This window comes from Solibacillus isronensis (genome assembly GCF_900168685.1).
Classification (GTDB): domain Bacteria; phylum Bacillota; class Bacilli; order Bacillales_A; family Planococcaceae; genus Solibacillus; species Solibacillus isronensis_A.
In genome coordinates, this window is sequence record NZ_FVZN01000014.1 from 878,040 (window position 1) to 890,929 (window position 12,890).

Genomic DNA, 12,890 nt, shown 5'->3' on the forward strand with positions numbered 1-12,890 from the left:
GGCTTTACAATTCCTTTTTTTTATATATAATAATAGTTATAGCAAGGTAATTGCTACATAATTTCATATTGATTCATCTTCGGGGCAGGGTGTAACTCCCGACCGGCGGTAATAAAAGTTATAACTTCTGACCATTTACTTGGAGGATGTTATGTCGAACTTTTCGAGCCCGCGAGCCACTTTTTGTGTGCAGGATTTGGTGCAATTCCAAAGCCGACAGTATAGTCTGGATGGGAGAAGGTGAAGGTACGGTCGTCATTTTTTGAAAATGCCGTGCTTTGCAGTACTGATTTCTAATTCCTTATTTGTTAACGGAATACTTTTCGTATACAAAAAACAGGAATAGCTGCAAATGCACAGATAGACCCTTTATTTAAGTGTGCCTATTTCTCCCTTATGCTCTAGTATAGCATAAGGGTTTTTTCATGAAATGATTTGATACGTCCTTTCTTCTTGCGGGATGGAATCAGCAAAGAGGAGAGATTTATATGCAAAAAAGAAGTTTAAAGTTACGATCATTCGTAACAATTGCAATGCTGAGTGGGGTTTCATTTGTACTTATGTTGTTAAATTTCCCACTACCATGGTTCCCGGTTTTCTTACAAATTGATTTCAGTGATGTGCCAGCATTGATTGCGGCAATTACGATGGGACCTGTTGCAGGTATCCTAGTAGAACTTGTTAAAAATGTGCTTGACTGGATTTACACAGGGGCTCCTGAAGGAATTCCGGTAGGTCATATGGCTAACTTCGCTACAGGTGTATTATTCATTTTACCAGCTTACTATATTTATAAAAAATTCCCTTCTGCAAAAGGGTTAATGACAGGCTTAGTTGTTTCTACAGTTGTAATGTCACTTGGAATGGCGGCATTAAACTACGTGGCGTTCTTACCGCTTTATACGTATTTACTAGGCTTCGAATATAATATGTACGAAACGATCGTGTTAGGTATTTTACCGTTTAATATTGTTAAAGGGATTATGATGTTTGTGGTTGTGACAATGCTTTACCGTACAATGCGTGTATGGATTGAAAATCAGCGCAGACAATATTTAGCTTAATTAAATAATAAATTATGGAGCGATGTCATAAAAGTGTTAACTTTATGACATCGCTCCTTTTATATTTACTATTACTATTGTCATTCGGTTATTGTGCTGATATGATATTGTACATTGTAAAGAAAATTTGGACGTTTCATTATAACACCATGAAATGACATCTTAGGAGAGAATATGATGGACAAGAAAATACCATTTTCAACCTATGCAGTGATCGGAACGATGCTGTTTGGGATGTTTTTTGGAGCAGGAAATTTAATATTTCCGATTCAAATGGGGCAATTGGCAGGGACGAACTATTGGTTTGCGCTAATTGGCTTTTTAATTACGGCAATTGGTTTGCCGTTTTTAGGAATTTTGGCAATCGGATTGTCGGGAAGTAATGGGTTGCGTGATTTGGCAAGCAAAGTACATCCGATGTTTGGATTGTTTTTTGCATTGGCTTTATACTTAACGATCGGGCCGTTTTTTGCAATTCCGCGTACAGCAACAGTACCGTTTGTCGTTGGATTTGAACCGTTTATCGATCCTTCACAGGCGGCATTGTGGCTTGCGGTATTCAGTTTTATTTTCTTCGCGATCGTTTTTTATTTTTCATTAAATCCGGCAAAGATAATGGACATTATAGGGAAGTACTTAACGCCGGCGTTTTTAATCTTTTTATTTGTATTAATCGGAATTAGTCTGTTTTCTCCAATGGGGAAATTTGTTGAGCCTGCGGGAACCTATATTAACGAGGCGTTTATGACAGGTTTTAAAGAAGGTTATAATACGATGGATGCGCTTGCTTCGCTTGCATTCGGTATTGTTGTCATCAATGCTATAAAGCGGACAGGTATTACAGATAAGAAAGAGATTGCAAAAGCGACTTGGAAATCAGGTATTTTTGCAATGGCATTAATGATGCTAATTTACGGTCTGATTGCTTATATGGGGGCATCAAGTATAACGGCAATTGGTACTTTTGATAATGGCGGGCAAATTTTTGCTGCGGTTGCCGATCATTACTTCGGCTCATACGGCGCAATTCTGCTGGCGATTATTATTGTACTTGCATGCTTAAAAACGAGTATTGGGCTAATTACTTCGTGCAGTGAGTTTTTCCATGAAGTGTTTCCGAAAATCAGTTATAAAACATTTGTAGTAATGCTATGTGCAGTTTCATTTATCATTGCGAACTTTGGGTTGACGAATATTATTACATATGCAATTCCAGTATTGATGTTCCTTTACCCGCTGGCAATTGTATTAATTATACTGGCACTTTTAGGTCCGCTATTTCATTATAAAAAACCTGTATTTGCAGGGTCAATTTTACTCGTCTTCTTTATTAGTATTATTGATGGGTATAATGCGTTGATCGGAAGTGTACCGGCATTTGAAGTGGGTGTGCTGTCTTCTATTTCAGCTGTCTATGCGGATTACCTGCCGCTTTACTCCATTGGTCTAGGCTGGATAGTACCGGCGATAGCAGGAGCGGTTATTGGAGTATGTATTCCGAATCGCAGGAATGAGATCAATTCAAATTAAAAATGGTTGTGTAAAAGGAAAAATGTCCTTTTACACAACCATTTTCTTTTTTAGTGGATATCTTGCTTTTTGAAGCTTCCACCTTTAACTTCGACCACTTCGTATACTGTCACAAAGGCATTCGGATCGATTTCACGAATAATTCCCTTTATTTTACTTTCTTCCATCCGGTTGATTACACATGTGATTTCCTGGAATTCCTGATGGGAGTAGGCACCGTATACTGTGCTGAAAGTCGCGCTTCGACCTAGACGATCCCGTATTGTTTCAACCATTTTAATCGGTTCTTTAGTAATAATTTTATATGTTTTAGAACCACTAAGTCCTTCTTCAACAATTAAGATAACTTTTGATGCGATGTAATAAGCAATTGCTGATAACAAAGCACCCTTAAAGCCGAATACAAACGATACGACGATGAAAACAAAAAAGTTTAAAAATAGAATGAGATCACTTGTACCAAAGGGCAATTTTCTAGATAGTAATACTGCAAGCATGTCTATCCCGTCAAGAGCACCACCATTACGAAGTGCTAACCCCATACCAATACCTAAAATAATCCCGCCTACAACGGTAATAAGCAATGCGTCGCCAGTAATGATTGTTGGAACATGGTGCATAAGCGAAGTACCGATTGCTAATGATGCAATACCAATAACGGAGTTGATTGCGAAGGTTTTTCCGATTTGTTTATATCCTAAATAAATAAACGGGATGTTTAGCAAGGCAATCAGCAGGCCTAATGATATTGGCGTTAGCTGAGAAATTACGATACTAATCCCCGTGATTCCACCATCCGATACATTATTTGGTATTAATACTGCTTCTAATCCGTAAGCGGCGATTAAACCGCCAATAATAACGATTATTTTTTGTCCGATTGACTTTGCGATGTATTGCTTCGTCATAAAATTCCCCCTCAACTTGCATGGTAATAATTATACATGAATTTTGGCTTGATGACTTTTCAACGAGTAAATTAACCAATTTTCTTGCAAAAAAATAAATAGGTAGTGTAGTGATTTTTTTGATAAGGAAATTTTACGTCATTTCATTATGAAATATGTCCAGAAAGATTACATGGATTAAAAAACCATTTAAGAGAATGTTCGAATTATGCGATAAAATCGTTCTAAAAAACGTATGTTAGTTTTTATTACATTAGATTGACAACGGATGTTACATTAGTTTAAAGTAAATGGTAAGAAGAGGGAGGCGAGATAATGAGTCGAGAGTTTCGAAGAGCGATGCCGTTACTGCCGATTAGCATGGTTATGCAATTGACGGAGTTAACGGCTAGACAAATTCGTTATTATGAAGAACATGAATTAATCGTCCCTGCCAGATCAGAAGGGAATCGAAGGATGTTTTCCCTTGATGATATTGATGCATTGCTGGAAATAAGAGAGCTGCTCGACCAGGGCATTAATATGGCGGGTGTCAAAAAGGTATTTGCAATAAGATCGAAATAGTATGTAAAGAAACCTGACGTAGTACGCGTGACAGATACAGAATTGCGGGCAATATTGCGTGAAGAAATGCAGCAAGCACAGCGCATGCAAAAGACATCACTACGTCAAGGCGATTTATCGCGTTTCTTTCAATATAAAACTGAGTAGGACCAACTAAAAAGGAGAGTGTTGAAGTATGGCAAATGTAATGGTGAATGGAACAAGCAAAGCGACGAAAGAAAGCATTAAAAAAATTGTAGCAGATAAAAATGTAAAGTTTATTCGTCTGCAATTTACCGATATTTTAGGAACAATCAAAAACGTTGAAATTCCGGTAAGTCAGTTAGATAAAGCGCTGGATAACAAAATGATGTTTGACGGTTCTTCAATTGAAGGTTTCGTGCGTATAGAAGAATCTGACATGTATTTGCGTCCGGATTTAGATACTTTCATGATTTTCCCATGGACTGCAGAAAAAGGGAAAGTTGCGCGGCTGATTTGTGACATCGCACGTCCGGACGGCTCTCCTTTTGAAGGGGATCCGCGCTCAAACTTAAAAAGAATGTTAAAAGAAATGGAAGACTTAGGTTTTACAAGCTTTAACTTAGGACCTGAACCAGAATTCTTCTTATTTAAATTAGATGAAAAAGGCAATCCAACATTAGAATTAAATGATGATGGTGGCTACTTCGACTTGGCACCGACAGATTTAGGGGAAAACTGCCGCCGTGATATCGTATTGGAACTTGAGGAAATGGGCTTTGAAATTGAAGCATCACACCATGAAGTAGCTCCGGGTCAACACGAAATTGACTTCAAATATGCCAACGCGGTGGAAGCGTGCGATAACATTCAAACGTTTAAATTGGTAGTAAAAACAATTGCGCGAAAACATGGCTTACATGCGACATTTATGCCAAAACCTTTATTCGGTGTGAACGGTTCAGGAATGCACTTCAACTTATCATTATTCCAAGGCAGCAAAAATGCGTTTTGGGATGAAGGGGAAGACTTGCAGTTATCAAAAACAGCGAAACATTTCTTAGCAGGTGTTTTAAAGCATGTGCAAGGATTTACAGCGGTGACAAATCCGACTGTCAACTCATACAAACGTTTAGTACCGGGCTATGAAGCACCTTGTTATGTGGCATGGTCACCTAAAAACCGTTCGCCATTAGTACGTATTCCGGAATCACGTGGTCTATCCACTCGTATTGAATTACGCTCAGTTGACCCATCTGCAAACCCTTACTTAGCAATGGCTGTTATTTTGGCAGCAGGATTGGATGGCGTGAAAAATGAAATCGAGCCACCAGCACCGGTTGACCGTAACATTTATGTGATGAATGCGGAAGAGCGTGCAGCGTATGGTATTGCAAGTTTACCAGGTTCATTGGATGCAGCATTGGCTACTTTAGCGAAAGATGAAGTAATCATTGATGCTTTAGGCGACCATATTTATGCAAACTTCAAAGAAGCGAAAGAAGTGGAGTTTGATATGTTCCGCACTACCGTTACACAGTGGGAACGCGATCAATATATGAAGATGTACTAAGAGGAAAACGTTGGGGCTATGGTTCCAACGCTTTTTCATTTTTACTTTCCGCTATAAATTTAAATATATTGAAAATGCCGAAAAATCATACAATTTGATATAGATTTAGCTATGTATATCTATTATAATAGAGGTTGAACATAATAAAGACTTAAGGGCAACCTATCTGAAAAGATATGGACGCAAAACTATAGGGGCTAAAGTAGATGAAAATACAACGCCAGCCAGTTGCGGAATGAAAGGGCCCCGGACAAAAAGGGCCTTTTTTATTGTCTCAATTATGAATAAGGTTAGGAGGAGAATTATATGAAAAAGCTATTCTTAATTTTGTTTTCGGTTGGGTTATTTTTAGGTGCAGGATCACCAGCTGCTTTTGCCTCCGTAAATAAGGATGTTCAAAGCGCACTTGAGTTAATTGAAAAGAAGAATAAGGAAATTGATGAGGAAATCGGGAAGGCTGTAAAAAAAGCCGACGAGTTACAAGCGAAATACCTTTTAGATATTCGTAAAATAGAAGAAGAAGATTCTGTAGTAAAATTGAAAGATGAAAGAGAAAAGGTATTATCTGATTTGGCAGAATCTCAAAAAGATATAGAAAAACAGGAAAAACTTGCGAAAAAATTATTGGAAATTAATGAGAAAATTGAAATAGAACAAAAGAAAATTAATCAAAAAATCGCAGAAATTCATCAGGACATAGAGGAAGCTACAGGACAGCTGGAAATAGCGGATGGTAAAGAAGCAAGCAAGATACAAGGTAAGATTGATAAATTAGAGGAAAAATTGGATAAAAAATCATTGAAGGCTGAAGAAAAAACAGAAAAATATACAAAAGAATTGAATCAGGTTATTACAGACATTTTTAACAAAACTCTGAAAATGTCAGAAGAAACAATTAAAAAAGCAGCTGAAAAAGGGGTTCAGGCTGAATGCAGCTGGAAGCTTGTCCGATTTGCTGATCAGTGGGTTTGGATAGATCCGATCAGAGTAGTTGGTTGGTAATGTAATATTATCTAACATTTCTGAACATAGCTGTAGTATAATTTAAACGAGTTCTAATAGAGCTCGTTTTTGTTTATGTAGGGGGGATAGCATGGCAGGTTTTACAATCGGTAAGCAAGGCACTTTTCTTGAGACGGTTCATTTTGACGATAACTTAGAAATCAGTTTATTTACCCGTGGAGATGGTGTAGAAATTATCCAGCAGACTATTGGAGAAGGCAAATTATTCTATGTATATCCGAGTGGAAATGTTAATGCCTTAGAATTTTATTTTATAGTATCAGGTGAAGTTGAATGTGAAGTGGAAAATAAAAAATATATATTAAGTCCAAAAGACTATTTTATTGCAAGAGAGCTCAGTGATCCGATACACTTTACTGCTTTATCCAAGGTATCCTTATTATGTGTATTTACCGAACAAACATTCGTTCATATCAGTAAGGACATATCCTCTCTTATTGAAATTAAAAAACAAGTGGAACTGAAAGATATCTATACTCAAAAACACAGTGATCGAGTTGCGAATTATTCCGTTAAAATTGCTAAAAAACTAAAGCTAAATAAAGAGAAGCTAGAAAATCTGGCAATAGCATCTGTATTGCATGATATAGGCAAAATTCATGTGCCATCTGAGATCTTAAATAAACCAGGTAAATTAACGGATGAAGAATTTGACATTATCAAGAAACACCCTGCTGACGGTGCAGCCATGATTAAGGAATCCTACTATAAGGAACTTGTTCCTATAATTGAACAGCATCATGAAAGGCTGAATGGCACCGGCTACCCGAACGGTTTAAGGGGAGATGAAATTCTGTTGGAAGCGAGGATTATAGCTGTAAGTGATACATTTGATGCGATGACAGAAGACCGAGCTTATAGAAAAGCGTTTGGAGCACAATTTGCGATAGATGAACTTAAGAATCTGGCAGGTACTCATTATGATCAAGAGGTTGTACTCGCTCTAGAAGAGATATTAAAAGAAGAAGGGCTTATTGATTATTGTACTACCGGAAAATAAGTTTATAAATAATAAGTATTATAGCCAACGACGCAACTTATCGAGCGTTTTATTAATATGGTAAAGGAAAAAATTCTTCGTGCAAACTACATTGTACGGGGAAAAAAAGTTTTAAAGAATAACTGCTGATTATGCAATAAAATATCCTAGTAAGGAGATGACCCGTTATAACCTTCGAAAAAAGAATAGGGTCTCCGTACGGGTACTGCAATTTTTTAGGGCTAAAAGAGAAAGTCTGATTTGCCCATTTTTATGTAATACATATGAATGGAAGATGCATTAGGTAAGCTATGGGAATGCCTCGATAAATGAAAATGTATAAAAAAGAAAGCGTTGGGGCGTTCCGACGCTTTTTCATTTTTACTTTCCACAAGCTGATTTTTTCTTGTCCACATTTTGCCTATAAACTTTTTTATTGCCCCAATTTCTCCAGATAATGAATCATAAATAAAATGGAACTTCTAGAATCAGCTAGAAAGATAGAAAGTCGATTATATTTTTTATTAATTCGATATTATGCAGAAAACATTGTATAATTATTGAAATGGAAAAGAACGCCATTCAACTTTTTTAAATACATAAAACGTAAAAAGAAAAATTACTACATTCACAGTTGAAATTGCTGGACATAAAGGTTTGCCTAAGGTGGAAATGGGGAGGATAGCAATGATTGCTTTTATTCGACGGATAGCACTGCCTTCAAGGTTGCTTGCGCTTGCTTCCATCGTCTTTTTCGTTTTGTTGAACTTTCAATACGATTTCTTTTCAGCTCTATATGAGCCGTTTCGAGCCAACCATGGAGCTATCCATGGAATACTTGAAACAGGCAGCATTTTTGTAGCTTTTTCGATTGCTCTACATGGCTGGGTTTCATTCAAAGAAACGATGTCCGCAAATTGGCTACTTTTTTCAGCAATGTTTGGTAAGGTCTTGGTCTTAAAAGACTTGGCGGATTTAAAGGGCATCGTGGATACACTGGTATTATGATTGGCTTACCGGATGCATCATATCACCTGGAGTTTACTGAACATATTGACGGAAGTCCATGTCCTGCACCAACGGAAGATAATTTGCTCGTATTTTATATGCCTGATGCTGAACAAATTCAAGCAGTACAGTCTCGACTTGCTAGTATGGGATACCCCGAGGTTCCGCCTGAAAATCCATATTGGAAAGAAAAAGGTGTGACGATTGAGGACCCGGATGGCTGGCGTATAGTATTGATGAACACAGAGGGAATTTAATATATGGTAAACAGTATATATAGAAACAAAACCAGCACTATCGTTACATAGCGAGGACGCGCCAATAAATGAAAATGTATAAAAAAGAAAGCGTTGGGGCTGTATGCTCCAACGCTTTTCATTAATAAAACATAAATATGGCAGTTCCATGTTACGAACCTGGACAACATTATTTATGTATTCTCTCTGTTTTACGCAGCAGTATCCGAATACTTATTAAGTAATTCATCTAATTCTTGGCTGCAATGTACTACTTCAGGGTGTGTGTATCCTAGATCATTTGCTTTTTTGTACATGTCTTTTCTTTTAGATTCAATTCTTATTCTCAATCTTAGCCTAAATATTTTTTTGAAAAATAAAAATTTCATTGCTAAATTTATGTTCCTTTCTGAAGTATTACGATGTTTTATTATTTCTTAGTTAAATAAAACAACGTTAATTCATCGTAACTTATTAAAAAATAATTAAGTGTCGAATCGTGGTAAAAATAAAAAGTTCATAAATTTGTAAAAAATAGGGGTATTATACAAAAATAATTTCATCTCATATTGACTTCAATTATGAAACGAAATAGTTAAAAAAGATATTGATTTAGAAATGATTATTTTCCTGTTTTTTGAAAAATTACCTTTTAGTTTGTAAATTATTAATTGATAGATTATTCTAATAAAGTACCCGATAAATCGAAATTTAGGTTTGTAACCGTTTTCAATGTCGATATATAGAAGGGGGAGGGGATTACACATGTTGCAGGCATTAAAGGTTGGATTGCTAATCGAACGCTCCAATCTAAAAAATATTGTTGCGTTACTAGCAGTGATTGTTATTGTATTCGGATGTATGTTTTTTATTAAGGCGCAGTCAGTAGGTGATCAGCTCAATGAAAAAAAGGGTGACTACTACAGTTCGCGTGCTGTATTATCCAAGTTCCAAGTTCAGGATGCCTCAAGGGACGGGGATGGCAGTGATTTATTTAAAAATCTGACCCAGCAGAAAAGTGCTGTTGCTTTACAAATTGCCTCGCTAACGGTAGAAAACTATCCGATGTATTATGAGGCTTCCTATCGAATTGCTGAGCTGCGGCAACAAGCATTTGATATGGATGAGTACGAAAAAGTGAAGGACTTGCTGCCTACCAAGTTTCAAAATTCAATGAATTACTTATATTTTAAAACGATGCACGAATCGGGCAAAAATACGATTAGCGATATCTCCCATTACATACCGTTTTTGTTGTATTTCTTTAGTTTAGTAGGTGTTGGCTGGTACATATTTATGAGTTTCTATACGAGTTCGATTTTACTGGATGATTTTGAGCATTCAAGCATTATTAAAGGCTACCCGGTGAGATTTGACCAATATGTGATATCCAAATGTATCATCGCCTTTTTGTATGTTATCGCGTTTATTGTGCTCATCTTTATCAGTGCGGCACCTTTGTTATTCAATGGGTTAGGAGATAGTTCCGAAAAAGTGGCCGTTTACTTGGGGGAGCCGGCATTAATTTCAAGTATGCACTATATTGTGCTATGTATTGTCTACATGCTGGTCATTTCGATATTTGTCATGCTCTTATCGATTATTTTAAATGTACTGCTGAAAAATATGTATTTGACATTGTTCGTCCATTTTATTCTATTCTTTTTACCTATTATTTTCCCTTCAATTATTAGTGTGTTCCCGTACAATCCGTTCCATTTCATGAACTTCAATGAAATTTTAAATGGAATGCCGTTGGATTTAGTGCGTCCTGTGGATGTAACGATGAATATCGGTTTACTGATTATGAGTATGTGTATTTTAATCATGTTATTCGTCATTAAAACATTCTTCTCTACAGGAAAAATTAAAAGGGCCTAGGGGGGAAAGAAATGTACGGATATTTTAAATTTGAACTGAAACAGTTTTTTACGAATAAGAAAAACTTGGCGATCTATTTTCTCTTGGCATTTGCTGCAATATTTTATGCGTTTAAGATTGCACCTGCCTATGATCCTATTGAAAAGGTCGATCGGGAGGAAATTGAAGCCCGCTATTTAACGCGTCAGGAATTTATTGATGATTTGAGTCAGAGGGATTTAAGGGAAATACATCCGACATCAGTTAGAGCATATTATGATTTTGCTGATATCAACCCGCTGGATAAGGCAAGAATGGATGCTCTTGATGCAAATGATCTGAAAAAGTATGCGGAAGTAACAAGCGCCTGGTATGTTCAAATGAACTATTTGACTTTTTATAATGAACACCTTTTCTATAATGACCGATATTATGTGGCAGACAGGGAATTTGCAAATGTTGAAGGTGCTTTAAATGCGATGGATCAACATTACCGGTACGGTGCTTTTAATAAGGCGAATTACGAGTTGTCGATTGGTGTTTTTGAACAACGTACGGCATTGCAGACGCTTGAGCGACTTCTGAAAGGCCCGCTTCCTTTAATATTAATTATTTGTACCTTATTACTGGCGATCGATATTGTGACAAAGGATCGTCGTCACCCTTCTTTGCTGAAAGGTTTTCCGATTGCCGACTGGAAGAAGCTGCTCGTGAAAACAGGTGTTGCTTTTATCGGCAGTATCACTTTATTCGTTCCTTTACTTATTGGTTTTATGATAATCGGAGTTCAATCAGGTTTCGGCCATCTTAAACTGCCATCACCCGAGTATGCTTTTAATTTCTTGCAATGGGGGAATGAGAGTTTAGCTAATATGATGACATTGGGCATGTTTTTGGGCCGCTCTTTATCGTTGCTGATTTTATGGTTCATCGTCATTATCAATGTTATGGTTTTAAGCAGTGTACTGTTCCGACAAGAAATGGTGAACTTGGCGGCGGGACTATTCGTCATTTTTGGCGAAAAGTTTTATATGAACCGCGGTATCGGATATTTTTGGGAAGTGGAAAAAGTTCCTGCGACGTATATCCATGTCGGAAAAGTTGTGTCCAGTTATCAGAACTATTATTTAGGAAGTGAGAATGTAGATTATCAACTTGGTCTGCTGTTATTGTCATTATGCGCTGCCGTAATATTGGTGATTACGCTGCTCATTTCACTTATTAAACGTTTCAAGCTTATAAAATAGGGGGGATAACGAATGATTGCTATTGAAAATATTACCGTTCAGTTTGCAGATAAAAAAGTGCTCAACGATATTTCGATCAAGTTTGAACAAGGCGAAATGATCGGTCTAGTGGCACCAAATGGAACCGGGAAATCTACTTTGATGAATGTCATTATGAACTATTTGCCGCCAACAAGCGGGAAAGTTTCGTTTAACGGCAATCTTAGCTATTCGAGTAAATCAAACGAGGTGAAAATTCACGAGTTTGTGTCGATGATGCCGGATCAAAGTGATTTATATAACCATTTAAGCGGTCGTGCCCATTTAAAAATGTTCGCAACGATGTGGAAGTCCGATCCGAAACTGATCGACGAAACAATTGAAGCGCTGAATATGGGCCATTATGTAAATAAAAAAACCGGTACATACTCACTCGGCATGCGTCAGCGTCTATGTTTTGCAATGCAGATTGTAGCGAACACAGAAATAATGATGATGGACGAAGTAATGAACGGGCTCGACCCGAATAATATTGAAATCATTTCAAAGATTTTAATGAAGAAAAAAGCCGAGGGAAAAATGATCATTATCGCATCGCACTTGCTCGATAATCTGGAAAAGTACGCCGACCGTATTTTCCTGTTCAATGGAGGCAAACTGGTCGATACGAATGAAATTATTGAAGGGTTCAGCCAGGCGAAGATCAAAACAGTACGGGTAAAAAATATGGAAGAATCCGTTAAAGCGCTGCTTAAGGAGAAATATCCGCTAATTGAGCAGCAAACACTCGTTACAGATATGACACTGCTGCATCTTCCTAGTTCGGAACCGATGCTGTTAAGCGATCTAACTGAATTTTTGGTGGATAACAATGTAATGGATTTTGCGTTTGGTAAAGTGACATTGAATGATTTGTATGCCCTTTACTATCATGAAGTTGTATAGAAAACTAACGAAA

Annotated in this window: 11 protein-coding genes, 2 pseudogenes and 2 riboswitches; of the genes and pseudogenes, 11 read left to right on the forward strand and 2 right to left on the reverse strand. The window is 37.1% G+C overall.

The genetic code is table 11. The annotated features are described in order from the left end of the window. Positions 1 to 71: 71 nt before the first annotated feature. Positions 72 to 246, forward strand: a riboswitch (FMN riboswitch). 242 nt (positions 247 to 488) lie between these two features. Continuing rightward, positions 489 to 1,064 (forward strand): ECF transporter S component, encoded by a 576-nt coding sequence (locus B5473_RS12875; RefSeq protein WP_079525774.1) that lies wholly within the window; start codon positions 489 to 491, stop codon positions 1,062 to 1,064. 177 nt (positions 1,065 to 1,241) lie between these two features. Then, positions 1,242 to 2,594 carry a branched-chain amino acid transport system II carrier protein gene (gene brnQ / locus B5473_RS12880; protein ID WP_079525777.1) on the forward strand — a complete coding sequence of 451 codons (1,353 nt, stop codon included), beginning with the start codon at positions 1,242 to 1,244 and terminating at the stop codon, positions 2,592 to 2,594. A 50-nt stretch (positions 2,595 to 2,644) separates the two neighbouring features. Here brnQ and B5473_RS12885 read toward each other — a convergent pair whose 3' ends face one another. Beyond that, the gene (locus B5473_RS12885; RefSeq protein WP_079525779.1) at positions 2,645 to 3,502 is read right to left on the reverse strand and encodes a YitT family protein; all 858 of its coding nucleotides are present in this window, start codon (positions 3,500 to 3,502) and stop codon (positions 2,645 to 2,647) included. A gap of 315 nt (positions 3,503 to 3,817) precedes the next feature. On the opposite strand from B5473_RS12885, the pseudogene B5473_RS12890 reads away from it, so the two are divergent. The 6 genes and pseudogenes from B5473_RS12890 to B5473_RS12910 form a co-directional block, all read left to right on the forward strand. Continuing rightward, positions 3,818 to 4,213 (forward strand): annotated as a pseudogene (locus B5473_RS12890) (MerR family transcriptional regulator). Positions 4,214 to 4,253: 40 nt separating this feature from the next. Beyond that, the gene (glnA, locus tag B5473_RS12895) at positions 4,254 to 5,600 is read left to right on the forward strand and encodes a type I glutamate--ammonia ligase (protein WP_176142121.1); all 1,347 of its coding nucleotides are present in this window, start codon (positions 4,254 to 4,256) and stop codon (positions 5,598 to 5,600) included. A 146-nt stretch (positions 5,601 to 5,746) separates the two neighbouring features. Continuing rightward, positions 5,747 to 5,836, forward strand: a riboswitch (cyclic di-GMP riboswitch). 70 nt (positions 5,837 to 5,906) lie between these two features. Continuing rightward, on the forward strand, positions 5,907 to 6,602 hold the full coding sequence (locus B5473_RS12900) for a hypothetical protein (RefSeq protein WP_079525783.1): 696 nt from the start codon (positions 5,907 to 5,909) through the stop codon (positions 6,600 to 6,602). Between the two features lie 91 nt (positions 6,603 to 6,693). Continuing rightward, the gene (locus B5473_RS12905) at positions 6,694 to 7,623 is read left to right on the forward strand and encodes an HD-GYP domain-containing protein (protein WP_079525785.1); all 930 of its coding nucleotides are present in this window, start codon (positions 6,694 to 6,696) and stop codon (positions 7,621 to 7,623) included. A gap of 666 nt (positions 7,624 to 8,289) precedes the next feature. Further along, positions 8,290 to 8,610: a hypothetical protein gene (locus tag B5473_RS20500; RefSeq protein ID WP_139377738.1), complete on the forward strand. Its 321-nt coding sequence runs from the start codon at positions 8,290 to 8,292 to the stop codon at positions 8,608 to 8,610. After that, positions 8,550 to 8,867, forward strand: a pseudogene (locus B5473_RS12910) (VOC family protein); the annotation flags it as partial. The gene B5473_RS20500 and the pseudogene B5473_RS12910, both read left to right, overlap by 61 nt. A gap of 191 nt (positions 8,868 to 9,058) precedes the next feature. Here B5473_RS12910 and B5473_RS12915 read toward each other — a convergent pair. After that, positions 9,059 to 9,235, reverse strand: a complete 177-nt coding sequence (locus B5473_RS12915) for an aspartyl-phosphate phosphatase Spo0E family protein (RefSeq protein WP_079525787.1) — start codon at positions 9,233 to 9,235, stop codon at positions 9,059 to 9,061. A 376-nt stretch (positions 9,236 to 9,611) separates the two neighbouring features. Here B5473_RS12915 and B5473_RS12920 point away from each other — a divergent pair, with 376 nt between their 5' ends. Genes B5473_RS12920 through B5473_RS12930 form a run of 3 tightly spaced genes read left to right on the forward strand, consistent with a single transcriptional unit; the run spans position 9,612 to position 12,877 of the window. Beyond that, a complete protein-coding gene (locus B5473_RS12920) occupies positions 9,612 to 10,727 on the forward strand; it encodes an ABC transporter (RefSeq protein ID WP_079525789.1) in 1,116 nt (371 codons plus the stop codon). An 11-nt stretch (positions 10,728 to 10,738) separates the two neighbouring features. Further along, positions 10,739 to 11,953: an ABC transporter permease gene (locus B5473_RS12925; RefSeq protein WP_079525791.1), complete on the forward strand. Its 1,215-nt coding sequence runs from the start codon at positions 10,739 to 10,741 to the stop codon at positions 11,951 to 11,953. A 12-nt stretch (positions 11,954 to 11,965) separates the two neighbouring features. Then, a complete protein-coding gene (locus B5473_RS12930) occupies positions 11,966 to 12,877 on the forward strand; it encodes an ABC transporter ATP-binding protein (RefSeq protein WP_079525793.1) in 912 nt (303 codons plus the stop codon). The last annotated feature ends 13 nt before the right edge of the window (positions 12,878 to 12,890 follow it).